Below are 25,789 nucleotides of genomic sequence, written 5' to 3'. Positions count from 1 at the left end.
TACTTTATTTTAGCAAGACTCAAGTCATTGCGTAAACTACTTCAAAAATTCGTCCGTAGTTAATTCTTTTGCTTGAGGAGTTTTATATGTTACTTTGCCTTTAGAATCCGTATACGCACCTTCCTTGCTTAGGAAGTCAAAGTATTCTTGAGCACCCTTAATATCATTTGTGCCGAACACAAACTTGCCGCTTTTTATGTCTGCACGATTACCCCAATATTGCCCGTCAACAATCATCTTCATGCTTCGCTTAACGAATTTCACATCAAGATTAGATTCAGGAGCTTCTTTTACTAAAATGTTCGCAGCTTCATCTGGATGATTGTAAGCGTATTCATAACCGCGCTTAACGGCTTTAACAAAAGCGCGAACAAGCTTCGGATTGCGCTTAACTGTGTTTGCGTTAGTAATAACACCAATCGTATCTGGCTGACCAGGAACTCCATAATCTGCTGTCTTAAAGCAACGCAACTTTGGACCATACATTTGCGCCTGCACACCTTCCCAAGTACCATAAAAACCACCAAAATCAGCTTTTCCGGATTCAAGCGTACGGAACGTAGAAGTACCAACAGTAACCTTATCGAACTTACCTTTGCCACCATCATGCTGAATCATTCTACGAATCACAGCATCACCTTCTGCAGATCCAAAGGTTGCAAAAGTTTTACCATCAAAGTCTTTAGGAGAATGAATTTTAGTATTTTTATAAAGAGAGCACCAAATTGCGCTAGGCTTTTGCTGAACTTGCAAAACTTCCTTCAATTTAGTGCCTTTTGTACTGAAATCTGCAAGACTAGTAGTATTACTTAAAGCAAAATCCGCAGCACCCGAGTCAACAGCATGCTCGGCACCAGTTTGAGACACAGCCAAAATATTCACGTGTAAACCAGCTTGCTTAAACCACCCCATATGCTTTGCCACGTATATGCCAATATGATTAGTATCAGGTATCCACGAAAGCATAAACGAAACGTTTTGAAGACCAGATTTACTATTCTGCTTACTATTGTTTGATCCGCACGCGCACAAAGACAGAATGCAGCATGAGCTTATAAAAACTGCTATTACACGCATAATATTTTTATTAAATTTCAAACAAAAAGCTCGCACATTACGCCATAAGTCGCATATCATGAGTTCCCTAACTTTCTTAAATAACCGCTTTCTGGGAATGTGACACGAACTTGGCAGAAAACGGTATCAAGGGCCTAGCCCGCGCCGTTCAATGCCCCCAAAAATTAGAACTTTTGGTTTGCCACACATTGACTCACGAAACGAATAAATTATGCACTAATCGAAAGACAAATACGCATAAAATACACGCTTGCTAACTACATACTAGCTATGTGATATTTTCATACAAGAAAGTTTGTAAAATTTTACGTTGTTTGATTGGGGCAGCAGTCAAGCAGCTACAACAAGCATTATGGCTTGTGTACTGAAAGGAACGATATTCCATGACGCGCGCGCGCTGGAAAACACTACTGCACAATTATCTGCCAACAATAATTTCTACTATTACATTACTAATTTTTTGGCAGCTTTCTTGCGAATTCTATAAAATTCCAGAAAATTCTATTCCAACTCCTACAGATATTGCTAAAGCAACTTTCGATGTATGGCCACAATTATGGCCTGCAACCCTTGCAACTATTGAAGAAACAATTGTTGGTTTTAGTCTTGCCATTGTGTGCGGCATTTTACTGGGCGTACTTTTTCACGTATGCAAGCTGGTTCACGCAGCTTTATTCCCCCTTCTTTGTGCTGCACAAACGTTACCACTTATTTCGATTGCCCCGCTATTTCTTATATGGTTCGGTTTCGAAATGTCTGGAAAAATTGTTATCGCAGCTATTTTTAGCATGTTCCCTATTGCTGTTCAAACAATTAGAGGTCTTGATGCAGTTCCAAGTTTTTATAGCGATGTAGCTCTCACATGCGGAGCGGGACGAGTTTGGACGCTTTGGCACGTAAAATTAAGGATTGCAGCTCGACAAATTTTTGGTGGAATTCGCATTAGTACAGCCTACGTTTTTGGCGCAGCTACCACTGCAGAATATCTTGGCGCTCGTCAAGGATTAGGTATTTGGCTGCAAGCTGCATATAATTCTTTCCGCACTCCGCTTATTTTTTCTGCAACATTCGTAATTATTGCGTTTACAGCAATATTGATGGGCGTAGTTAATATAAGCGAGCGATTATTGCTCGGTCCTGTAGAAGACGACGAAGACCCAGATAATCAAATGTAAAAACGCATAAAGCCAACACATAAAATAATGCCGAACATAATCTAAACTATGCTCGGCATTATTTTTTATTAGTCTAAAGCTGCTTTAGGCGCTTATTTGACTTTTGCTTTTACTTTCCAGAGTCTTCTTTAATAGCATCGTTAATCGCATCGCTTAGCTCTTTTTGAGCTTTGCCATACGCTTGCCAATCTCCAGATTTCATTGCAGCATCCGAATCCTTTAGCGCTTGAGCTGCTCGCTTAAGAGCCATTTTTGCTTTTGCACTAAAATCAGCGCCTGCCTTAGCATTAGCATTTTTATTGCCATTTTCGCTATTCTTAGCCGAATCTTTTTGCTTAGGATTAGAAGCAATATTGTTTACGCCAGAATTATTGGAAGCATCGCCAGCATTTGCGCCAGAGTTTCCTCCAAATACTTGGTTTAATGCTTCATCCAAAGTGTCTGCAAATCCAACTTGATCTCCAAAAGCAACCAATACTTTCTTAAGCAATGGGTAGCTAGTAGATCCGCTAGATTGTACATAAACAGGCTCTACGTAAACCAATCCACCGCCAAGTGGCAATGTAAGCAAATTTCCACGCTTAACTTTAGTTGATCCAGATTCAAGCAAATTCAACTCTTTAGAAACATTTGCATTAGCATTAAAGTTGTTTTGAGCTTGACCAGGTCCTGGAACATTGGAAACTTTAGGTAACTCTTGAAGCATTAGTTTTCCATAATTTTCGCTTACTTTTCCAGCAACATTTCCAGCATCTGAATTTACAGACAAGAATCCAGTTAGGATCTCTCGAGTAGATCTTCCAGCAGGAATGTATGTAGAAACAAGCGAAAATACTGGCTTGTTTGCTCCTCTAGTTTGCAAGGTCAAATAGTATGGAGGTTGCAAAATATCTTCTCTCTGAAGACTTTGAGATTCTGTAGGATCTACTGGAGTCTGCCAGAAGTCTTCTCCCGAGAAGAACTGGCTTGCGCTGTCAACATGATACTTTGCAAGCAAATGCCTTTGTACTTTGAACAAGCTTTCTGGGTATCTAATATGACTCATCAAATCGCCAGAAATCTTAGAAATATCGTGATAATGCCCTGGGAATATTGATCTCCAAGCTTTAATCACAGGGTCTTTTTTATCCCACACATACAAGTCAACAGAACCGTCGTACGCATCAACAGTAGCTTTAACTGAATTGCGAATATAGTTTGCTCGCTGATTAGTCAAGCCTTTAATCGAACGAGATGTTGTTGTTGTAGAATCTTGAGTCACCTGCCCAAAATCAGTCATTTGCGAATATGGGTAAGAGTCGGACGTTGTATATCCGTCAACAATCCACTTAACTCGTCCGTCAACAACTGCTGGGTAAACGCGCCCATCTAATGTCAAGTATGGAGCTACTTTAGAAACACGAGTCTTAGGATCGCGATCATACAAAATCTGAGAATTTGCAGTAACTCTATCCGAGAATAAGATTTGATCTGATTCAAAACGAATAGCGTGTAGCAGCTTAGAGAAGAAGTTACCTACACTTGGTCCACCATTTCCCTTAAACGTTGTTAAAGCGCCATTTGAGCCAGTTGGATAATCAAATTCCCAAGGAGCAGAGCCTTTTGGAGAACCAACAATCGAATACTTTGGAGCATTTGGCGAGAAGTAGATACGCGGCTCATACTTCTTTAACTTTGTAAGCTTTCCTTGAGTTGGAATTCCATACTCCATAAATTGCGGCTGACCATCTGCAGTAACCTTGTTTCCATAAGCTGCAACAACGCCATACCCGTGCGTATAAACAGTGTGGTCATTAACCCAATTTCGATTATCGTTTCCAGCTAGATCAAGCTCGCGCGCAGCAATAACCGTGTCTTGACTCACTCCATCAATGTCGTACTTATCTACAGAAAGAGTATCTGCAAAAGTATAGTATTGCTTAGATTGCTGCAATTGACGGAATGTTGGAGAAGTAACTTGAGGGTCTAAAAGCCTGATTTGTGCAGTAGACTCTGCTTCTTTTGCAAGCGCTCCCGACTTTCCTTCCGAAGTAGCGTTATACGATTCTTTTTTAACATTATTTAAGCCATACGCAAACTTAGTTGCATCAATATTTCGCTGAATATAAGTGGCTTCTAATTCTTGAGCATTCGGCGCTACCTTAAAACGTTGCAAAAGAGCAGGCCAAGCAAAAGATAACACCATAGCGCATACAACTAAAGATGCAACAGCTATAGCAGGTGTGCGCCAAGCTTTAACAGCTACAACAAAACGCGTGCCAATTTTTACATTCCCATTAAGAGCATGAGATTTTAGCAGCCACGCTGTTATAACAATTCCAACAATTAGTGTTATTACAGCCATTGCAATGCTGGAAGGAACACCAGCATTCATATCTGTGTAAGATCCGCCAGTAATCTTAGAACCATCCAAATTTACAATCGCAAACACATCTAATATTTGCAAAACGGACCAGAAAATAACAACTAGCATAAACCATGCAGAAATTTGACGCCTTGCGCTTTTAGTTATGCTAAAAATGCCCTTTCCATCTACAGGAAGTGTAATTCTTACAGCTCCCATCAAAGCGTTTGTTATAACGCTAAATAGCAAAGAAACAGCAAGAAGAACAATAAACGCTCTTGTAAAAAGACGCAAGCCTGGCAAAGCAAACACGTAGAAGCCGTTATCAAATCCAAATTGCGGATCTTTAATACCAAATGATTGGTAGTTAAACATAAGCAAAATTTGCACCCAATGATTGTAGAATTGCATTCCAAACACAGCGCCTACAATCAAAGACACAACTCCTGCAACATGCATTGCAAGCTTAGAGCTTATTCCCTTTTTAGTGTCTAAAATATTGCCTTTTTCTTTAACATATACGCCATCTTCGCTTCCAGGGCGTTTTTTAATCGCAATATATGCAGACAAATACCCAAACGCAGCCATAAGCAGAGCATACAGAGCCCAAACGCCGATTTTTGCGGCTAGTTGAATCCAGATTACGCTCTCAAATCCAAGTTGCGCATACCACATGCAATCTGTAATAAAAGTAGAAAAACCAAAAATAATTGAGCATATAAAAGCTATTGCTACTACGATTGCAACAATAGCCCAACGCCATTTTCTTGATTTTCCAACAAACTTATTTACATCAAAATCTATTCTCATATAGCGATTATTCTCCTTACTGTTTGAGCTTGTATTATCGCTTTTATTGCTTTCACTATTATCGCTAATATTGCTAGTATTGCTTTCGCGATTTTCACTATTCTCACTATCTTCACTAGTATTGCTATTTTTGTGTAAATCGCCTTCGTTTTCTAGTTTTTTCTTAGCTTCTAATATGTCACTAAAGAGGTCACCTAGGTCATCATCGTCACTATAATAGTCTGCCAAATCTTTTATTTTTTTTGCAAACTTTGAAGAAGTCTTATCTTTGTTTTTACTATTAGACTCATCTTTAGACTCATCTTTAGACTCATCTTTAGTAACAACATTTGCATTGCTATTATCTTCATCAATGCTTTCTATAACTACATCTTGATCGTTGGAATCATCCGTAGAAGTATCGGCAGAAGTATTGGCAGAATCATTATTTTGATTGCTCTTTTTCTTTCCATCGCTTGTATAATCGGAACGCTTATGCACTTTAGTGTTTTTAGGTTTTTTAGCCATATAAGCGCCAAAAGCAGCCCATGCAACGCCAATGAGTATTTCTATAATGACTTTCAACATAAGGTTAATAATACTATACTAATTATTCCCAATCTACGTGTTGTGTTTGTTGTGTAGTCAAAAGTAATTACAAAAAAGCGCGCTCGCAAAAGTAGCGAACGCGCCTAATTTGATTAAATTAAATCATATAAGCATTTATGCTAAGCAACATCTGGATCGTCTTTAGCGATTGTTCCAGTAAGCTTTCCAATCGCTTTCATTACGTGGTAAACAACCAACACAACAACAGTGCCGATTGCAATACCGTTGAACTGAATTCCAGAAACAGCAAATTGGAAGTTAGCAATGCCAATAATCATAACGATTGCAGCAATCATAATGTTAACTGGCTTATCGAAGTTCACTTTGTTTTCTACCCAAATGCGCACGCCAATCATGCCAATCATGCCGTAAAGCAAAGTGGTTACACCACCCAAAACGCCAGCTGGAATGGAGTTTACAATTGCACCAAACTTTGGGCAAAGGCTTAACACGAATGCAAAGAATGCAGCGCACCAATAAGCGGCAGTAGAATACACTTTTGTTGCAGCCATAACGCCAATGTTTTCGCCATATGTTGTAGTACCGCAACCGCCAAAGCAACCAGCTATTGCAGTGCCTAAGCCGTCTGCAAACAAAGCTGTACCAATCTTGGAATCGTAGTCGCGGCCAGTCATTTGAGCTACAGACTTAACGTGACCAACGTTTTCTGCAATAAGAACGAGCACAACTGGCAAGAACATAAGCAAAACAGAGAAGTCAACTTGCGGAGTGTGGAACTTAGGGAAGCCAATCCAAGCTGCTTGCTCAATCTTGCTAAAGTCAACTTGACCCTGGAAGCATGCATACGCGTAGCCAACAAGAACACCAAGCAAGATGTTCAATCGCCCAAGAAGACCGCGGAAAATCACTGCAATAAGCATAACTGCAACCAAAGTTACCAAAGCAGTGTCTGGAGCCTTTTGGAAGTTACCCCAAACAGCCGGTCCCAAGTTAAAGCCAATGATTGCAACAATTGCACCGTTAACAACAGGAGGCATAATAATGTCAATCCACTTTGCTCCTGCAAAATGCACAAGCACACCGATTAGCGCAAGAAGAATACCTGTGCACATAATGCCAAAGCTTGCTACAGCAATGCCCTTATGTGCTGCAGTTACAGCCATAACAGGTGCTATAAGACCAAAAGAGCTTCCTAAATAACTAGGAAGCTTATTTGCGTTAATCAACAAGAACAGTGCTGTAGAAAGAGCCGTGAACATTAAAGTAGTAGACGGATCAAAGCCTGTAAGAATTGGCACTAAGAATGTTGCGCCAAACATAGCAATAACATGCTGAGCGCCAATACCAGCAGTACGAGTCCAAGTTAAACGCTCATCTGGCTCTACTACTTCTCCTGGCTTCAAAGTTTTTCCGTCTCCATGAAGCTGCCATGTAAACAACGATTTCATCGTTTTCTCCTTGCATAAAACAAGTTTATATATACGTTTGTGATTGAAAAACAACCACCAAAACAAGCGCCAGCTTAAAAAAAAAAAACAAGCACTACTCAAGCGCAGGTTTGGCAGATTTTGCAGAGGCTATACCAACCGCCGCCCCCTAGCCAAGTGGTCATTCTAATGTACTAATCACAAAGTGTCGAGACAATTTGAAAAATAATAAATTTATAAATTTGTTTTGTTGAAATATCAAGGAAAATCGGTGTGTCGAAAACGCATCAAACACCACTAATTATTACTCATAAAAGTTTATAAACATAAACTTTTGCTTATGTATTAGATTCGCTTATTACAATCTTAATTTTGCAAAACATTTTGAATGTAATCTTTTAATACAGTTGCATGATTTATACGCGGATCTTTCGCTGCATATAAAAACGTTACTTTTTTACTTTTTCTACATATATCTACGATTTGGTTTACACAATCTTGATTCTCATCTAACTCTTCAATATAACGATTAGAAAATTCTTTAAAGCGCTCAGGCTTATGGCTAAACCATTTTCGCAAATCACTTGATGGAGCAATATCTTTACACCACAAATCAAGATTTGCCTTTTCTTTACTTATTCCTCTAGGCCACAATCTATCTACTAATACTCGCAAGCCATCATCTTCATCAGATGATTCATAAATGCGTTTAATTTGAATATTAATATTGCACATAATTACCTCTTTAACTACATATAATGATTACACAATTATGATTTTTTTCAACAAGATTTAATTAATCACAATGTAAATGGAACTAATACAAAACTACGATAGATTTTTATCGAATATGTTTTATTATGTGATTTTTATATAGGCGTGTCGCTTGCCATTACAACAAAACGCTAGAAAATGTGTAAATATTTTTGATTTTTTGTTCGTTTTTGTCCGATTATGAGAGAATAATTGGCTAAATGGTTAATTTCTTTGATACATGGAAAAAGAAAATCTGCACAACAAACATGGCTCTTATAGCTGTGCTTACACTTCTAGCTTCCTTAATCGGCAGCTGGCTCAAGCAGTTCCCAGGCCTAAGCCTTTTGGGAGCTCTTATTATTGCGTTGCTTATTGGTATGGCTCTGCAGCTGCCTTTGCACGTATACAAGTTGAACAATGATTCTAGACGAGCAGGCGTTAAAGCATCTGCTGGCCTAATCGCAAATAAGCTACTTCGACTAGGCATTATTTTGCTTGGCTTTAAGCTAAATTTGCACGTTCTATTTACTCAAGGATTAAAGTGCTTGCCAATCGCAGCTGTACTCGTTGCTGTTATGGTTTGCGTTACATATAATATTGCAAAACTTCTTAAAGTAAGCCCTCAACTTGCAATGCTAACTGCAGGAGGCACAAGCATTTGCGGAGCGGCAGCTGTTATGGGGCTTTCGGGATCTATGCCAGTGCTTCCACAAGATGAGGACGAAAAAGAACAAAACGAGGTTATGGCTGTTGCAACAGTTGCAATAATGGGCACAATCTACGCTTTGGCAGAAATCTTTATTCTTCCTCACTTTGGAATGACTAAGCAGCAGCTTGGAATTGCATCTGGCGCATCGCTCCACGAAATCGCACACGCTGTTGCAGCGGGCGGAGCTTTTGGAAGCATTGACGTTGCAACAATCATGAAGCTTACACGAGTTCTTATGCTTGTTCCTACATCAATCTTTATTGCAATTTGGTGGAATGCTCGCCACAGCCAAGTAGAAGATAACGGAAAGCGCAAAATCAACTTCCCATGGTTTATGCTTGGATTTATTGCAGCATCCGTTATTGGTACGTACGTGCCTTTTGTTTCGTCTTACGCATCACTCCTTGTAGATGCAGGATACGTATTCCTTGGAATGGCTATGGCCGCTCTTGGAATCAACGTAAACTTTAGAGTTATATTTAAGCAAGGAAAAGCAGCATTCTTAGCAAGCTTCCTGGCATCTATTGTTTTAACAGCATTGGCCTGCACAGCTAGCGTTTTGTTCTTCTAATAAACAAACATAGTTAAAGCAAACGCAGTTAAAACAAACGCAATTAAAGCGCAAACAAAAAATCAGGGGATTGAATTTTGAAATCTCCTGATTTTTTATATTTCTTACTTACGTAAATGCTTTACATAACTCTAAAACAAATTATTCAATATGCACTGCTGTTCCGTCTGGAATATTCGTATAGAACCAATTAGCATCTGGAACACTTAGTCGAACACATCCGTGCGATGCAGAGGACCCAAGTTTTTGCGCTTCTTTTACAATATAATCGCCAAAATTAGCACGAGTTGGAACAGAGTGGAACAAATACTTTGCTCCTATAAAACCAACCCAATAGTCTCCACCCATTCCTTCGGTGCTATTGTAAAAGTGATATCCCCTATGCCCTATTCTAAAATCGCCTTTAGGTGTGGAGTTATTCATTCCAGAGCTAACAATCATTGTATAAACAAGATTATTATTCGCATAAATATAAACACGTTGTTTTTTAAGGTCTACATTTATTTGCAAATGATTTGCATCTATTCCAGAAAGATTTGGATATTGACCGCCTGTAGAAATCTTCCATAAGTTATAAAAATCAATTGCATTCGCATTTTGATTTTGTGCATTAGAGCTATCATTAGACTTATCTTTGGACTTATCATTATGCTCTAATGGCGTCTTTTTTGCTTTCGACTTTGCGCCAAAATTATCGCCTTTTTTACTTTTTACATTACTTAAAGCGGAATCAAGCTTGTGCGACTTAAAATATTGTGCTTTAAGATTTACAAAAATACGCTTATTCGCTTCTTGAACAACATGCGATACTTGGAATCCAACAAAACTAAAGAAGACCAAAACAATTAGAAAAGCGAGCGCACGCTTGTAGAAAATTTTGCGATTTTTTGGAGATTTTAAGCTAATAACATATTTCACAAATCGCGAAATAAGCGACTTTAACATGCTTTTAAAAGCATAAAATATATTCATACAATCTCCATAAGTAAACAAAATAAAAGGCGCCACTTCGATACTACACTATAGTGCCTAAGCAGCGCCAAATTACACGTTATTTGATTATTTATATGATTATTGTCTAACTAATCACACATTAAACTTAAATTCAACAATATCTCCGTCTTGCATAACGTAATCGCGGCCTTCAAGACGAAGCTTTCCTTCTTCCTTGATTTTTGCCATAGAGCCTTGAGCCTCAACAAAATCATTGTAAGAAACAACTTCTGCTTTAATAAATCCACGCTCAAAATCTGTGTGAATAACGCCTGCAGCTTGCGGAGCTGTCCAACCCTTATGAATTTGCCATGCGTGAACTTCTTTAACGCCAGCCGTCAAATAGGTTTGAAGCCCTAAAATATCAAAGCCCACGCGCGCAAGCTGATCCAATCCAGATTCTTGTAATCCTGCATCTGCAAGCATTTCTCTAGCATCTTCTTCATCAAGCTCAGTAAGCTCCGACTCAAATTGCGCGTTAAGGAAAATCGCCTTTGCAGGAGCTACAGATGCCGCTAGCTTAGACTTCAAAGAATCATCCGAAAGCTCCGAATCGTCAACATTAAACACATAAATAAAAGGCTTAGCAGTAAGCAAGTGCAAATCGTAAACGTCATCTTTATTAATCAACTTCTCGCTATGAGCCTGATCAATCGTCTTTCCAGATTCAAGAATTTCTTTAGCTTTGTTCACTGCGCCAACGTATTCTTGAGTAACTTTTTTGCCACGTAAATCTTTTTCTAACTTTGGCAAAGCGTTCTCGATTGTTTGCAAATCTGCAAGAATAAGCTCCGTGTTGATTGTGTCAATATCGTCTGCAGGATCCACCTTGCCATTAACGTGCACAATGTCATCATCGTTAAACGCGCGAACAACTTCGCAAATAGCATCCGCCTCACGAATATTAGCAAGGAACTTGTTACCCAAGCCTTCTCCCTCGCTTGCACCCTTAACGATTCCTGCAATATCAACAAATGTAACGGTTGCTGGAACGATTTTCTCGGTTTTAACAAGCTTTGCTAAAACAGGCAAACGTTTGTCTGGCAAAGGCACAATACCAGTATTTGGCTCGATTGTTGCAAATGGATAATTTTCCGCTAAAACGTTATTTCGTGTTAGCGCATTAAACATAGTTGATTTACCAACGTTAGGCAAACCTACGATTCCAATAGTTAAAGACATATTACCTACTTTAGACCAGCTAGCGGAAGTGACTACACTACTATACTCGTACTGTTTTATTTTTGTTGAATTGCGTCAACAGCGCTAATAACATCTCCCCTAAAACCACACGATTCTAGCTTTGCAACACCTCGAATCGTAGTTCCACCAGGAGAGCATACTGCGTCCTTCATAGCCCCTGGGTGAACGCGAGTATCCATATACAACGCGCCTACTCCCTCAATCATCTTTGCAGCCAAGCGATATGCACAATCTCTCTTTAGACCATACTTTACGCCAGCATCTGCTAAAGCTTCCATGTACATAGCAGTAAAAGCTGGAGCGCAACTAGAAACACACATTGCAATATTCATGTGCTCGCTATCTACTCGTTCAACTAAAGATATAGGCTCAAAAATCGCGTTAAAAGCTTCTAGTTGACTATCTGTTAGCGTATTTTCACTTTCTGCTAGAGTGACTCCTTGGCAAACTGCGATTGGCGTATTTGGAATAATGCATTGCACGTTAGCATCTTTGCCAAGTAGATTCTGGTAACGCTTAAGAGTCCAGCCTGCTGCAACGGAAATAATTGCGATTTTTCTTTCTACAATAGTTTTTGCAATAGGTTGCAAAACTTCTTCTATTTGATTTGGTTTTACAGCCAAAATTAAAACATTGCTAGAATCGCAAACTTCACACGCGCTTTTTAACGCTTTTACGCCAAATTTGCTTGCATTATTAGCAAGTTTTTCAAAGTGCGCCGCGCTTGCAACCATATCTTTGCCTTGTAAAACATTAGCGCGAATCAAGCCTTGCGCAATCGCTTGAGCCATGTTTCCAAAGCCAATAAATCCAACGGTTCCAATTGAGTTAGAACTCATTAACAAATCCCCTTAATAAATAAACACTAAAATAAACACTAACTTTTTATTAAGTATCTAATCATTTGTATATATAACTTGTATATCTAATCATTTGTTAGGTACTTTAATCAAAAGTTACTTATCACTTATATCACTTATATATAGACTCTAAATCTCCACGATTCCTTGCTTCTTCCAACAAATGACGGAACACAAAGTCGCCATGAACTCCATCGTGCTCAAACTCGTTAGTTGTCCAATAATGAGAGTTAGAAATATGAGACAAAGTGTCTAGCTGAAGACCAGAATCAACATACAAGTCGTCGAAGTAAACCGCTGCTTGCAAAGGAACTTCGTTATTTGCAAGCTGATCTAAATCGTAAATCTTGCCAAATTGCATATCGTTCATCATGCAATCAACTGCTGGCAAGAATGGTTGCAAAGCTTTTTGCTGATCAAACATCCACGGAAACACAGCTTCTCCAGTAAACAAAAGCGGACGCGCGCTACCAGAAAACTCTGGCATTGTTTCCCTAACCTGCTGAGCTGCCCACAAAATCGGGTGCTCTAATTCACCATCAGCATAAATAAATTCTTGCAGCGGCCAATATAGCGGACTAGAAGATGTTGCATCCATAACACCATAAAGAAACTCATCACTTAAATAGCCATCTGCTGTTCCACCACCATGCTTAAACGCCTTAAGAGAGCCATCTCCATCCGAAAAAGCGGAGTCAATCAGCCAATGAACCCTTTCAAAGCTTGGCTTCATGCCAAAAGACGAACCAAGAGTCTGGAATCGCTCAACCGTTAACTTTTCGCCATTAGGTAAGAAAACATCTCCTTGAGAAATCCTATCTGCAATAGCTGCAGCGCGCGCAACATCTTGCGGATAACGCTCGTAGAATTGCTCAGTTTTTCTAGCCATACGTGGGAATGTGTGCTCGTAAACTTCACGCGCACTAGCTGGAACATGAGGAATACCGCCCGTTGTAAAGCTTGCAAGTAAGCCCTGTGGGAAAAGAGACAAATACGTAAGCGTTAAGAATCCACCATAACTTTGACCCAAAGAAACCCACGGCTTTGCATTGAATTCAGTTAAGCGCAAATGCTCAAAATCGCGAATAATGGAATCTGCTAAGAATCGCTTTAAGTACCATGCTTGCCTCTCTACACTCACGCCGTCGTCTGCCATGCGCTTAATCGTAGAAGCATCTACCCTAGAAGAGCGCCCAACACCACGCTGGTCTGGAAGAACAACACGAAAATGCTTAATTGCCTCTTGAATCCAACCATCGCTAGACGGCGAAAGCGGACGAGGGCACTGGCCGCCTGGACCTCCTTGCAAAAACACTAGCAAAGGCAAATCGTCATGCACATGTTCTGGAGCGCAAATAACTCTGCAAAATAGGCGAATCGTCTCCCCTTTAATAGAATCGCCTGGAGTATTTTGCTCCCAGTCTAAAGGAACATCGATTGCGCGCTCTTCTACATACAATCCTGGTACGTAATACTTTGTTAGCAGTGCCATTGTAAACATTCCTTTCTGCACTCGCATGCAACATTGCAACAACAAATCACATACGCAAACTCGCACTCTTATATAAATCATACTAAAGTTCGATTGTTCTATAAAGTACCGTGTACTAGCCTAGTAGGTATGAAAATATCTCACACGTTTAACAAAGCCATACAACGCTTACGCACTGAGCTTACGCTAAACGATATATTGTGGGGCATTATTCCACTTATTCTTTTTACACTTTCAAACAATCGGTATACTATTATAAGCAATGTTGACGGATTCTTGACGCAAAGTTCGCTAATTACAACCTTGCTTATAAATATTGTTGTTGCATCATTACTTTCAGTACGAAGAATATGGCCCGAACACACAGCTGTTATTTTTATTGTTGCATGCATTTTGCAAGTAATATTTGGCCCTACTCAACTTCTTGCTGATTTCTTTGGCTTTGTGCTACTTGTTAATGCTATTGCACGCGGAAATCCAGAGCATTCAAAAGCTTTTGTTATTGCAGCTTACGTAACAACCGTATTATCTTGCGCAGTAATATCGTGGAATATTGTAATGGGGCCAATATATGGCAACAATCATTCAAAAGCTAGTTATTCTTGCAGCGTAAAAAATATAAATAGTAGTAACATAAAAAATTGCGTTTCAATTATACTTGATTTTGCAATTCCTACTATAATTTTTGCGATTATTATTACTACAATTACGGTTATTATTGGCTACTGGCAGCGCACTCACGTGCACACTATTCAACTTTTACAAGAGAACAATAACGCTATTCGCGCGTACCGAAAAAAAGCTCAGCATATTGCTGTTACTGCAGAGCGCGCTAGAATCGCTAGGGATATGCACGATATTGTTGCTCACACGCTTTCTATTATTATTGTTCAAGCAGACGGTGGTCGCTATGCAGCAACACAAGATATTTCTCTTGCTAAAAAAACAATGCATATTATTAAAAACGAATCAGAGCGCGCCGTTCACGACATGCGTCGACTGCTAGAAGCTTTAACAGACGCTCCATCCGCTCAATTGGATTTCAATCACATACCTTCGCTTATTGAGCAAGCAAAAATCGCATCTCCTAAAAATATTTTTTGGCACACTGTTGATGGCATAAATTCTTCTAATAAACTCAACAAAGATGCACAAACCGTTGCATACCGCGTTGTTCAGGAGTCTCTTACTAATATTCGAAAGCACGCAGGAAATGGCATCAAAATAGACATTCACGAAGAATGGAACGAACAAGGATTAACACTAAAAATCACAAACGAAGTACACAAGCTTGAAGTTAACCAAACGCAAAATAGCAATGCGCAACATAAAAATGGTTATGGTTTGATTGGCATGAAAGAACGCATTGAAAATCTTCATGGAACACTTGATTATGGAATACAAAACGATGGAACATTTAGTATTGCTGCTTTTATTCCATACTCTTACAGCACAGACCAATCAAACACTACTGCTTCTGTATTAAACAGTATTCCTAACGCTACTTATAAAAACGCAAAAGCTAATAATCCATTATCAGTGCAAGAAAAACCAGCAAATACAAGCGATAAAACCTCATCAAAAGTTTTGCCAGAAGCAAATGATTCACAAAATAGGATTGAAAAAGTATCGCAATGGTTTGAACAACATTGGCTTATTGGAGATGTTATTTATGCATCGCCTTGGACTGTTCTAATGCTTTTTATACCAACTTACGATTTTATTGTTGGAAATGTAATGCATTCACAATATTCCAGCTCACTTTTAGTACAAATACTTTATATAGTATTTACTCTTACAACCATGGTGCCATTCATGTTTCGCAGAAAAGCTCCAACTATGTGCGCAATTATTGCAGCAGTATTTTCTGCAATACAGCTTATATGCTTACCTAATATTTTATTCGCTAATTTCTTTATACCAGCCATTGTTTATGCTGCTGTGCTCTATGGTAAAAAGCACGCATGGCAGTGGGTTAGTGCTGTAGTACTCGCCGAATCTGCTATTTTTGCTGTAAAAATTGGTGTTGCATCAAGAAATATTCCGCAAAATGAAACTCCAATACGATTTTTTACTTCTAATGCGTACACAACTAATTTTTATGACATTATGCAAATGGCGTCCGTAGGATTAATTTTTGGTTTTATAGTTGCGTTAATTTGTTTTATTGCCATTGCATTTGCTTATTACCGCAGAAACGATGACAATAATTTGCTGATTCTAAAAGCGCGCAGAACAGAATTAGAGCAAGAGCAAAAACAGCTAGAAGTACTTGCAGCAAATGCCGAAAGGCAGCGTATTAGTGCAAACATTCAGCAAAAAGTTGCAGTTACATTGCATAAAGTAATTGATGCTGCAAATAGTGGAATATATATGCTAAATGAATACGAAAAATCAAATAGCAATGCAGAAAAGCCAAAGTCAACAAAACTAGAGCAAGAGAAAAAGCAAGAACTAGAGCAGGAACAAATTGAAGCAATTAGTAAAGCTTTTAAAAACATTGGAGATGAAGGTCGCTCAGCACTTAGGTACATGCGAAAACTACTTGGAATTTTGCGAGAAACAGGTTCAAGTGTTAATTCATCAAATAATAGTGCAAATATAACTGAGATTGCGGTTCGCCCCGCTCCTTCGCTTGATGAACAAATTCAACACAGACTTGCCAACAAGCACGAATAAATTGATAGTATGGAAAACATGGAAAATATGGAAAACAATGGAGTAATTCGAGTCGCAATAGCAGACGATCAAGAGCTTGTGCGCGCAGGATTTGCTATGGTAATCAACTCGCAAAAAGATATGCAAGTTGTTGCGCAAGCAGCGAATGGAAATGAAATTGTAGAAGTTGCGTCAAAGGAAAATCCAGACGTTATTTTGATGGACGTGCGCATGCCTAACATGGACGGTTTGGAAGCTACGCGCAAAATCTTGCAAGAAGATGCTAATAGCAATACGCACATTATTATTTTAACAACTTTTGATTTAGACGAATACGTTATGGCTGCGATTCATACGGGCGCATCGGGATTTTTGCTTAAAGATACAGAGCCAGAAACATTGCTTAATTCAATACGAACTGTGTATCAAGGAAACGCAATTATTGCTCCAACTGCTACAAAGCGCTTAATTGAGTCAATGATCTCTAAGCCTAACGATGAAGAAAAATCAAAAGAAGAGATTGCGACTAAAAACGAGCAAAGCGCAAACACGTACGATTCTTGCTTAAATGATTTAACAGATCGCGAGCGCGAAGTTCTTGTAGAGATTGCTCACGGACTATCTAACCAAGAGATTGCTAATAAACTGTTTATTAGCTTGCCAACAGTTAAAACGCATGTTGCGCATATTTTGGGAAAAATCAATGCAAGAGACAGAGTCCAAGCTGTTGTGTTTGCTTACGAAAACAGTCTTGTTTAACTATTTTTATAAAAATAAAAAACAATGCGAATGTTCTTATAGACAATAAATCTTTTCTATAAAAATAATGCGGCTGCAAATTAATCAATTCTTAATTGAATGATTAAAATTGCAACCGCATTTTGTTTTGCGTTTCTAGCGATTAGTCCTCCGCGAGCGCAACTACTGGCGAAGACTTTACTGCTCTACGAGCTGGAAGCACGCTGGAAAGAAGCGCTGCAAGTAAAGCGATTAGAGCAAGAACCGCGTAAATAGTCCAATCAATTACAAACGGAACTTTGCCAATTGCGCTAAATACCATATAAGATCCAATCCAACCAAACGCTGTTCCAACAATCAAGCCAGAAACAGTGCTTGTTAGGGAAATCAACGTTGCTTCCAACGCAAGAGATCTTCTAACCTGTCCTCTTGTCATGCCGATTGCGCGCAAAGTTGCAGATTCTTTAGTGCGCTCAATAACAGACAAGCTTAATGTGTTTGCAACGCCTATTAAAGCAATCACAACAGCTACTGCTATTAAGCCAACAAGCAACATCATCATTATGTCGATAGCACTCTCCCACTGCGCTCGTTGGAACACGCTTCCACCAGCCATAACCTCCGCATAGCTAGATGTAATATTTCTAATATTCTTAACAATATCTACAAGATTAGCTTTGCTAGAGTCTACCGAAATAAGCAAAATATGCGTTGTAGGCTTAAGGTAGTTATTGAAGTAAGATTTGCTAACAAAAGCAGTATTCCTTGAATATATATTAACATTTCTATACTTCTTAAACTGAACTTGCTTTACAGTAATGCTCTTATCGTTATTACTCGAGTCTGTATTCATTCCAGTAAATGGCGTAATACTATCTACACTATCTTCACTAGAACTGTACTTTTCTACATAAGCTTGCAAATCAAGGTTTCCTTTTTTAAGCTCAAAAGGCTCTCCACCTTCATTATTAAACTTAGGCAAAAGCACAGAATCCCTGTTTATATTAACGCCATCAAGATCAGTGTGCATTACATTTCTAAGTTGATCTGTATTATCAACTCCAGCTGCCATAGCGTACTCAGTTTTACCCTTAGCATTCTTAAAAGTCATAGGAACTGCAGGAAGCAACTCAGTATGCTTTATTCCACTAATCTTTGAAATGTCGGCAGCTAAAGATTCATCAACATTCTTGCCTTGAATAATAATGTCAACACTGTAATGGTCATCAACAACACCTTTAAGAGTTGCTTTACCGCAGATTGCGCCCGTTACTACTGTAGAAACAAGCGTTACGCCAATAAGCAAAGCTGTTCCAGTTGCTGCAACTCTTCTAGGATTTCTTTGCACGTTTGCATTAGCAACTTTAGAAGCTGGCCCACAAAGTGCCATGATTGCTCCAGTTGCCTTCATAGCAAACGGCATCCAGAATGTTGCTGTAATAATAATGCCAATAAAAACAAGCGCACAACCAAACATTGCTCCAAGCAAAGTCATCCAAGAGTCAGAACCAGCAGTGGGAGACTTCCTCGCAATCATGCTTGCTAAAGAAGTAGCACTTAAAGCCGCAGCTAAAATACCTACAACAATAAACAGAACGCCAAAAACAGCGCGAATAATGCTTGCACGCTTATCTTTAATCAAATCCATTGGTCGCAGCGCTTCCATAGGCGTTACTTTTGTAGCAGATCGAGCAGCACTCATAGATGCAAGAACTGTTACAATCGTGCCAATTGCTATTGGCCACACAACCGCTGGAAGCGAAACAATCAAAGGAATCTTAGATAACGGTCCAGAATTAATATTCACGTTACTAATTGCGCCCATAAATCCTATTGCGCAAAGCACGCCAACAGCCGCAGAAATAACTCCAAGTATTGCAGCTTCAAGCAAAACTGCTGCATAAAGCTGGTGCGATTGTGCACCGATTACGCGCAAAAGTGCAAGAGTGCGTCTGCGTTGAGCAACCAAAACTTGGAATGTGTTTGCTATAACAAGCGAAGAAATAAGCAACGCTAGAATACCAAAAGATAGCAAGAACATGGTTACAAAATTGGTACCGTTAGACACATTTCGAACAGCTCTTACGCCAACTTCATGCCTAGACATAAGAGAGAATCTCGAAGGAAGCAAAGAGTTAATCTTAGGAGATAAATCGTTTATTTTAGATTCATCAATACTCATGTACACTTTGCTTTGCACAACTTCATTGTCAAAATTCTTAAGATTGTTGAGTTTTGCACAAAAATCATTCGTTACGCCACCAAGATACGTGCCGCGATTTGAAAATGGTATTTGAGAATGCTCTCCATCATCAACAAGACCAACCACACGAACATCGTACGATTTTTCTTTATCTCCGCCAGTGTCATCTACTTTAACCAAAGTTATAGTATCGCCAACGTTTGCATGTATTGATTTAGCAATACTTTTAATAAGCGTGATTTCGCCTATTTTTTGCGGATCTCTACCTTCTGTTGATTTATACACAGGAAGATTTCCATACAAACCATTAGACCAAGCAATACTCGTAGCTGATTTATCACCTTTTTCCACTCTTACAAGAGCAGTCGCATCGTCACTACGAATGCCATTAACACCAGGCATCTTCGATATTTCGTCTAAATGAAGGTCTTTATAATGAATTTTACTACTCGGAGAACTGTTAGGATTCCTAAATGAGATTGCATAATTTGCGCTACCGAATTCATTTGTTGCGTTACGAACCATCAAGTCATCAACGCTGTTTGCAAAAAGCAAAGTAGCGCTCATAAACATGCTGCCTATAAGAATTGCAATTCCAGAGGCGATTAGCATGCGCACGCTTTTACGCATAAGTTTTAGTGCGATTTTCCACATTCTAACTTCACCCCTTTTATTGCAATTGAGCAGGCTGATTATTAACGCCAGCCTCGCTGCGTTCCATAAGCATCTTGCTCATTCCTTCTGCAGTAGGATTTTGCACGTCTTCAACGATTTGACCATCTGCAAACACGATTGCTCTATCTGCATAAGACGCTGCAACAGCGTCGTGAGTAACCATAATCACAGTTTGACCAAGTTCCGTTACAGACTTCTTCAAAAAATGCAAAACTTCTAAGCTGGAAGCAGAATCGAGATTGCCAGTAGGCTCGTCTGCAAAAACTACGGAAGGCTTAGAGATTAAAGCTCGAGCGATTGCAACGCGTTGGCGCTGACCACCAGAAAGCTCAGCAGGCCTATGCTTTAAGCGATCTTGCAAGCCAAGAGTATTAATCAAAGTATTAAACCATTGCTTATCTGGCTTTTTGCCTGCCAAAGTAAGAGGCATAAGAATATTTTGCTCAGCGCTAAACATTGGAAGAAGATTAAAGCTTTGGAAAATAAACCCAACCATTTCGCGGCGCATAAGCGTAAGCTGATTATCGCTCATACCTGTAATATCTAGGCCATCTACCAAAACTTTTCCAGAATTAACGCTGTCAAGACCAGCTAAAGAATGCATTAACGTTGACTTTCCAGAACCAGAAGGGCCCATAATCGCAGTAAACTTGCCGCGCTCGAAGCTAACGCTAACATCTCGCAAAGCGTGAACAATGCCTGCGCCCTTGCCAAAATCTTTAACAACATGCAAAGCTGCAACCGCAGTCTCGCCAATCAAACCTTCTTGAGCGGAATAATTCATTTGCGTAAAACGCGTATCTTGACTATTTTCAACACTCATTTTGCACCTCACATACTTCTGTGATTACCTTACAATTACAATTTACGTGATTAAAAACGCATTCTCTATAGTGCGTAAGACTGATATTTTCATTGGAATAATAGGGATTTTGATATTAAATTTTGATATAAAAATGCTCTTATGTAAAATCGTCATACTTTAGTATGAGAAGCTTGCATAAGATTGTTAATGCTACAAGCTCAAATTTGCATTTCACGCGATTAGTCAAATACAAAATAAGTCAATTTTTAATGCAAAATAAGTCAATTTGGCAACTACAACACCATCAATTAAAGAATTTTTCTTAACGTGATTAATATTTTTCCTTCAAAATAAGCATTACAAATCATGTGCTCGAATTTTTATAAATGTGCTTATTTATATCTAAAATAAATAAAAATGCATAAAATTAGTTAGTTTATGCTCATTTTAATTGTTTATTTGTTAATTTTAGTAACAAAACGCTTATTTACACACTCGCCAAATGTCATGCAATATTGTAAAATATTAATCGACTACCAAAAATTTGGCATAAGCCAACAAGAAACTCAAAGGAGATTTTCGCATGGTCTATAGAATGATTTTTAATCAGACTGCTTACTTTGGTCGTGGAGCAATCAAAGAGATTCCAAACGTTGCTAAAGCACATGGATTCAAAAAAGCATTTGTTGTAACAGATCCTGTTCTTGTAAAGACTGGAACCGTTAAAAGAGTTACCGACGTTCTAGAATCCGCTGGTCTTCCATACGAAGTATTCGACAACGTAAAGCCAAATCCACCTGTTGAATGCATTCAAGACGGTGTAGAAAAGTTCAAGGCATCTGGCGCAGACTTCCTTATTGGACTCGGCGGCGGCTCTCCGCAAGATACATGCAAAGGCATTGGAATTATTGTAGCTAACCCAGAGTTTGGCGATGTTCTTTCTCTAGAAGGCGTTGCAGATACAAAGAATCCTTCTGTACCAATCTTTGGCGTGCCAACAACCGCAGGAACCGCTTCCGAAACAACAATCAACTATGTTGTTACCGATACTGCAAAGCTTCGCAAGTTCGTTGCAGTAGACCCTCACGATATTCCAATCGTTGCATTCGTAGACCCAGATCTCACCGATTCCATGCCACGCTCGCTTAAGGTTGCAACTGGTTTGGACGCACTCACCCACGCAATCGAAGGTTTCATTACTCCAGGTGCATGGAGCCTTTCGGATTGCTTGTCTTTGCAAACAATTCGCATGATTGCACAAAACCTTGCAAAGAGCGCAGATGGGGACGTTCCAGCAGGCGAACAAATGGCTTACGCAAGCTACATAACTGGCATGGCATACTCCAACGTTGGTTTGGGCTTGGTTCACGGCATGGCTCACCCACTCGGCGGTCGTCTTGGTGTTGCTCATGGCGTTGCAAACGGAATTTTGCTTGCTCCTGTTATGGAATATAACAAAGATTACACTGGCGAAAAGTATCGCGATATTGCTGCCGCATTCGACGTTCCAAACGCATACACCGACGACCTCGAAACCGTGCGTAATGCTGCTGTAAAGGCAGTTCACGACTTAACTGTTAAGCTTGGAAATCCTACTAAGATTAGCGAAGTTGGAGCTAGTGAGGCAGATATTGAAGGCTTAAGCCACGACGCTTTGGCAGATGTTTGCACTCCAGGAAACCCACGCAAGGCCACTTTGGAAGATATTCGCAAGATTTACACAAGCTTGATGTAGTCTCTTTGCGTAGTCTTCTAAAACAATCAAATAATAAATAAATACGCACATTTAGAACAAACAATTTGTGGACGCAATTTATCTTGATTTAAGTTGCGTCCACATTTTGTATGTAACAAGTCATAAAGCCTATATCTACAAGCCTTATATTAATCAACAACTGGCTGAGTGCTGTCTCGAATAACAACATGAGCAGGAAGAACTAGTTGACTTTCAATCTCCTTGCCTTCTCGAATTGCAAGAATCATACTAACAGCATTTTTTGCCATAATATCAAAAGGCTGATTAACAGTTGTTAAAGAAGGCATCAAATATTGCGCAGGATAAACGTCATCAAAGCCTGCAACCGAAAGCTCTGTTCCTAACTTAATTCCGCGCTCGCGAGCTGCACGATACACATTTACAGCAGTAATATCGTTGCAAGCAAAAATTGCAGTTGGACGCTTGGCTTTAGGCAAATCCAAAAGACTACAAGCCATTTTGTATCCAAGCTCTGGAAGATAATCACCCTCTTTTACTAAGTCTTTATCAACACTCAAACCAGCTTGTTCCATAGCAGCACTGTATCCAGCAAAGCGAGCCACACCAGATTGAACGTTTAATGGGCCTGTAATAACTCCAATTCGCTTATGGCCCAAACTAATCAAATGCCGAGTAAGCTCGTAGGAACCTGTCCAATTATCAATAGAAATCGTGTGATCGTTGCCGCTTCCTATAGAAACTGGGTCAATAATCACAAGCGGAATATTGCGCATACGCAAAAAATCTTTATCTTTTTCTTCTAGATCAGACATTTGCGATATAACACCCAAAGGATTTCTATCTACTATTCCACGCAAGCATTCCTCGCGCTTTTTGCCATTGTTAGTTTGAGCAACCGTAAGCGCTAATCCTTCTTTTTGCGCCCAGTGAGACGCGTAAGTAATCATCTCAATCGTGCCATTATTTGCAACGTAATCTACGAGTAGCTCAACTGTTGGAGAAATTTTAGTGCTAACAAGAGAATAATCGCGCCCACTTTTAGCTAGAACTTTTTCTACGCGTCTTCTAGTTTCTTCCGATACTCCCGACCTACCGTTTATTACCTTAGATATTGTAGACGGAGAAACACCAGCTTCTTTAGCAAGTTCTGTAATTCTAGGCTTCGACGATTCAGATTCTTCTAAACCACTTTGTTTGCTATTTATGGCCATTTTCTCCCTTTCTAGATTCTACGCGTTTTTGCTTAACGCATTTTCCATCTAAATCATTTTCTATCTAAATCCTAATCTTAAAGAAAAATTCGCATACATACTTAAGATTATCCGCAATAATACAAGCTGCCAGAAAAACTGAAAAATAGAATTATTGCTTGATTTATCAAGGCTATTACAGGTTCCATAATACACTATTTCGCATTTAACGCGCAAAAAATGCGAAAATTTCTTACGACACGCCGAATAATAAAATTATTTGCCATTAGTCGCAAGCAAAACGCGGACTAAATGCGCGATTTTACTTACTAAAAAGCTCAATTTTTCAATAATCAAAAAATCAAAAATATGACATTTATCACATTGCGTCATCGTCGAAATATTCGCAAAAATCGCTTTACGAAAATTTCTACTCATACTACAACATTTTTCCATTATTTTGATATAAAATTACAAATGTAGGTCACAACGATCTTAAAGCAAAGGAGCACAAATCGTTATGAGTACAATTACATCAGTAAAAACCTATGATTTTAGATTCCCTACGTCGCAAACGCTTTCTGGATCCGACGCAATGAACAAAGATCCAGATTATTCATCCGCATACGTAGAAATCAAAACAAGCCTAGACGATGGCATTAAAGGCGTTGGATTTGTATTTACAATTGGCCGCGGCAACGATGTTGTTTGCGCAGCAATCGACTCCATGTCTCAAGTGCTTATTGGCAGGAATGTAGAAGAATTACTAGACAACATGCGTCTTGCATGGGATCTTTTTGTTCACGACTCACAACTTCGCTGGCTAGGTCCAGAAAAAGGCGTAGAGCATATGGCAATTGGCGCTATTTTGAGCGCGTTGTGGGATATTAAAGCAAAGAGAGCTGGAAAGCCTTTGTGGCGCTTACTCGCCGAGATGGATCCAAAAGAATTAGTCTCTACGCTCGACTTCCGCTATATGACAGACGCTTTAAGGCCAGAAGAAGCAATCGAATTCTTGCAAGATGGTCAAAAAGGCAAGGAAGAGCGAATTGCTGATTTGCTTGTAAACGGCTACCCAGGCTACTCCACTGCTGCAGGCTGGCTCGGTTACAGCGACGAGAAAATGGTTGCAATCGCTAAGGAAGAATCGCAAGTTAAAGGCTTTAAGCAAATTAAGCTTAAGGTTGGTCAAAATGTAGACGACGATTTGAGAAGACTCGCACTTGCTCGCGAAGCAATCGGCCCAGACGTTCGCCTTGCAGTAGACGCAAACCAAGTATGGGATGTTCCAACAGCAATCACTTGGATTAATCGCTTCCACGACTTCGACTTAGCTTGGGTAGAAGAGCCAACAAGCCCAGACGACGTTATTGGACACGCAACAATCGCCCGCGCAATCAACCCAATACCAGTTGCAACTGGCGAGCAAATGCAAAGCAGAATCATGTTCAAGCAATACTTGCAAGCAAACGCGTTTGGAATTATGCAAATCGACGCAACTCGAGTTGCAGGTCCACAAGAAGTTGTTCTCGAATACTTGCTTGCTCGTAAGTTTAACAAGCCAGTTTGCCCACACGCAGGTGGCGTTGGATTGTGCGAAGCTGTGTGCCACTTTGCAATGTTTGATTACGTTGCAGTTTCTGGCACAAAGGAAGGCCGCATGATTGAATACGTAGACAATCAGCACGAGCACTTTGTGCATCCAACACAAATCAAGAATGGTAATTATGTTGCACCAACTGCCCCAGGTAATGGCACTGAGATGACGCTGGAAACGGCTGAAAAGTACCTTTATCGCGGATAGTTATGCAATTGTGGCTAGCAGTTTACATTAAGC

17 protein-coding genes are annotated in these 25,789 nt (G+C 39.6%); 6 read left to right on the top strand and 11 right to left on the bottom strand.

Annotation, left to right across the window (positions count from 1 at the left end; genetic code table 11):
• Positions 1–36: 36 nt before the first annotated feature.
• Positions 37–1,077, bottom strand: coding sequence for an ABC transporter substrate-binding protein (locus NYP55_RS05665; RefSeq protein WP_373271608.1), 1,041 nt, complete (start codon positions 1,075–1,077; stop codon positions 37–39).
• Between the two features lie 383 nt (positions 1,078–1,460).
• On the opposite strand from NYP55_RS05665, the gene NYP55_RS05660 reads away from it, so the two are divergent.
• Entirely contained in the window at positions 1,461–2,252 is a 792-nt protein-coding gene (locus NYP55_RS05660; protein WP_018642892.1) for an ABC transporter permease, read from the top strand.
• Positions 2,253–2,361: 109 nt separating this feature from the next.
• Here NYP55_RS05660 and NYP55_RS05655 read toward each other — a convergent pair whose 3' ends face one another.
• The 3 genes from NYP55_RS05655 to NYP55_RS05645 form a co-directional block, all read right to left on the bottom strand.
• Positions 2,362–5,973, bottom strand: coding sequence for a UPF0182 family membrane protein (locus NYP55_RS05655; protein WP_018642890.1), 3,612 nt, complete (start codon positions 5,971–5,973; stop codon positions 2,362–2,364).
• A 140-nt stretch (positions 5,974–6,113) separates the two neighbouring features.
• Positions 6,114–7,403 carry a uracil-xanthine permease family protein gene (locus NYP55_RS05650; protein ID WP_004132817.1) on the bottom strand — a complete coding sequence of 430 codons (1,290 nt, stop codon included), beginning with the start codon at positions 7,401–7,403 and terminating at the stop codon, positions 6,114–6,116.
• Between the two features lie 345 nt (positions 7,404–7,748).
• Positions 7,749–8,117: a DUF488 domain-containing protein gene (locus NYP55_RS05645; protein WP_472781678.1), complete on the bottom strand. Its 369-nt coding sequence runs from the start codon at positions 8,115–8,117 to the stop codon at positions 7,749–7,751.
• 239 nt (positions 8,118–8,356) lie between these two features.
• On the opposite strand from NYP55_RS05645, the gene NYP55_RS05640 reads away from it, so the two are divergent.
• Positions 8,357–9,418: a YeiH family protein gene (locus NYP55_RS05640; protein WP_472781677.1), complete on the top strand. Its 1,062-nt coding sequence runs from the start codon at positions 8,357–8,359 to the stop codon at positions 9,416–9,418.
• Positions 9,419–9,559: 141 nt separating this feature from the next.
• Here the strand turns inward: NYP55_RS05640 and NYP55_RS05635 are convergent, their stop codons facing one another.
• From NYP55_RS05635 to NYP55_RS05620, 4 genes are all read right to left on the bottom strand, one after another.
• The gene (locus NYP55_RS05635) at positions 9,560–10,390 is read right to left on the bottom strand and encodes a L,D-transpeptidase (RefSeq protein ID WP_472781676.1); all 831 of its coding nucleotides are present in this window, start codon (positions 10,388–10,390) and stop codon (positions 9,560–9,562) included.
• Between the two features lie 114 nt (positions 10,391–10,504).
• Complete coding sequence (ychF, locus tag NYP55_RS05630; RefSeq protein WP_472781675.1) at positions 10,505–11,593, bottom strand: redox-regulated ATPase YchF; 1,089 nt, start codon at positions 11,591–11,593, stop codon at positions 10,505–10,507.
• A gap of 56 nt (positions 11,594–11,649) precedes the next feature.
• Entirely contained in the window at positions 11,650–12,453 is an 804-nt protein-coding gene (gene proC, locus NYP55_RS05625) for a pyrroline-5-carboxylate reductase (protein WP_102704638.1), read from the bottom strand.
• Between the two features lie 133 nt (positions 12,454–12,586).
• Positions 12,587–13,966, bottom strand: a complete 1,380-nt coding sequence (locus NYP55_RS05620) for an alpha/beta fold hydrolase (protein WP_180963154.1) — start codon at positions 13,964–13,966, stop codon at positions 12,587–12,589.
• A gap of 129 nt (positions 13,967–14,095) precedes the next feature.
• Here NYP55_RS05620 and NYP55_RS05615 point away from each other — a divergent pair, with 129 nt between their 5' ends.
• Positions 14,096–16,645 (top strand): DUF7134 domain-containing protein, encoded by a 2,550-nt coding sequence (locus NYP55_RS05615; protein ID WP_102704640.1) that lies wholly within the window; start codon positions 14,096–14,098, stop codon positions 16,643–16,645.
• Between the two features lie 18 nt (positions 16,646–16,663).
• On the top strand, positions 16,664–17,383 hold the full coding sequence (locus NYP55_RS05610) for a response regulator (RefSeq protein WP_060785931.1): 720 nt from the start codon (positions 16,664–16,666) through the stop codon (positions 17,381–17,383).
• Positions 17,384–17,525: 142 nt separating this feature from the next.
• Here the strand turns inward: NYP55_RS05610 and NYP55_RS05605 are convergent, their stop codons facing one another.
• Together NYP55_RS05605 and NYP55_RS05600 are read right to left on the bottom strand one after the other, a co-directional pair.
• Positions 17,526–20,219 (bottom strand): ABC transporter permease, encoded by a 2,694-nt coding sequence (locus tag NYP55_RS05605; protein ID WP_016635384.1) that lies wholly within the window; start codon positions 20,217–20,219, stop codon positions 17,526–17,528.
• A gap of 16 nt (positions 20,220–20,235) precedes the next feature.
• Positions 20,236–21,063, bottom strand: a complete 828-nt coding sequence (locus NYP55_RS05600; RefSeq protein ID WP_004132833.1) for an ABC transporter ATP-binding protein — start codon at positions 21,061–21,063, stop codon at positions 20,236–20,238.
• A 565-nt stretch (positions 21,064–21,628) separates the two neighbouring features.
• Here NYP55_RS05600 and fucO point away from each other — a divergent pair.
• Complete coding sequence (gene fucO / locus NYP55_RS05595) at positions 21,629–22,780, top strand: lactaldehyde reductase (RefSeq protein ID WP_020757132.1); 1,152 nt, start codon at positions 21,629–21,631, stop codon at positions 22,778–22,780.
• Between the two features lie 149 nt (positions 22,781–22,929).
• On the opposite strand, the gene NYP55_RS05590 is transcribed toward fucO, so the two are convergent.
• Positions 22,930–23,973 carry a LacI family DNA-binding transcriptional regulator gene (locus NYP55_RS05590; RefSeq protein WP_248899109.1) on the bottom strand — a complete coding sequence of 348 codons (1,044 nt, stop codon included), beginning with the start codon at positions 23,971–23,973 and terminating at the stop codon, positions 22,930–22,932.
• Between the two features lie 499 nt (positions 23,974–24,472).
• On the opposite strand from NYP55_RS05590, the gene NYP55_RS05585 reads away from it, so the two are divergent.
• A complete protein-coding gene (locus NYP55_RS05585) occupies positions 24,473–25,756 on the top strand; it encodes an enolase C-terminal domain-like protein (protein ID WP_004130435.1) in 1,284 nt (427 codons plus the stop codon).
• The last annotated feature ends 33 nt before the right edge of the window (positions 25,757–25,789 follow it).

It is taken from the genome of Gardnerella sp. c10Ua_31 (assembly GCF_055700915.1).
Note: the sequence above shows the minus strand (reverse complement) of the source record. Positions and strands in the feature narration are given on the sequence as shown.

Coding starts and splice junctions, on each gene's coding strand:
- NYP55_RS05620 (WP_180963154.1), bottom strand. CDS start 13,966: ATGGCACTGCTAACAAAGTATTACGTACCAGGATTGTATGTAGAAGAG.
- NYP55_RS05605 (WP_016635384.1), bottom strand. CDS start 20,219: ATGTGGAAAATCGCACTAAAACTTATGCGTAAAAGCGTGCGCATGCTA.
- ychF (WP_472781675.1), bottom strand. CDS start 11,593: ATGTCTTTAACTATTGGAATCGTAGGTTTGCCTAACGTTGGTAAATCA.
- NYP55_RS05585 (WP_004130435.1), top strand. CDS start 24,473: ATGAGTACAATTACATCAGTAAAAACCTATGATTTTAGATTCCCTACG.
- NYP55_RS05660 (WP_018642892.1), top strand. CDS start 1,461: ATGACGCGCGCGCGCTGGAAAACACTACTGCACAATTATCTGCCAACA.
- NYP55_RS05590 (WP_248899109.1), bottom strand. CDS start 23,973: ATGGCCATAAATAGCAAACAAAGTGGTTTAGAAGAATCTGAATCGTCG.
- NYP55_RS05600 (WP_004132833.1), bottom strand. CDS start 21,063: ATGAGTGTTGAAAATAGTCAAGATACGCGTTTTACGCAAATGAATTAT.
- proC (WP_102704638.1), bottom strand. CDS start 12,453: ATGAGTTCTAACTCAATTGGAACCGTTGGATTTATTGGCTTTGGAAAC.
- NYP55_RS05650 (WP_004132817.1), bottom strand. CDS start 7,403: ATGAAATCGTTGTTTACATGGCAGCTTCATGGAGACGGAAAAACTTTG.
- NYP55_RS05655 (WP_018642890.1), bottom strand. CDS start 5,973: ATGTTGAAAGTCATTATAGAAATACTCATTGGCGTTGCATGGGCTGCT.
- NYP55_RS05610 (WP_060785931.1), top strand. CDS start 16,664: ATGGAAAATATGGAAAACAATGGAGTAATTCGAGTCGCAATAGCAGAC.
- NYP55_RS05635 (WP_472781676.1), bottom strand. CDS start 10,390: ATGAATATATTTTATGCTTTTAAAAGCATGTTAAAGTCGCTTATTTCG.
- NYP55_RS05645 (WP_472781678.1), bottom strand. CDS start 8,117: ATGTGCAATATTAATATTCAAATTAAACGCATTTATGAATCATCTGAT.
- NYP55_RS05640 (WP_472781677.1), top strand. CDS start 8,357: ATGGTTAATTTCTTTGATACATGGAAAAAGAAAATCTGCACAACAAAC.
- NYP55_RS05665 (WP_373271608.1), bottom strand. CDS start 1,077: ATGCGTGTAATAGCAGTTTTTATAAGCTCATGCTGCATTCTGTCTTTG.
- fucO (WP_020757132.1), top strand. CDS start 21,629: ATGGTCTATAGAATGATTTTTAATCAGACTGCTTACTTTGGTCGTGGA.
- NYP55_RS05615 (WP_102704640.1), top strand. CDS start 14,096: ATGAAAATATCTCACACGTTTAACAAAGCCATACAACGCTTACGCACT.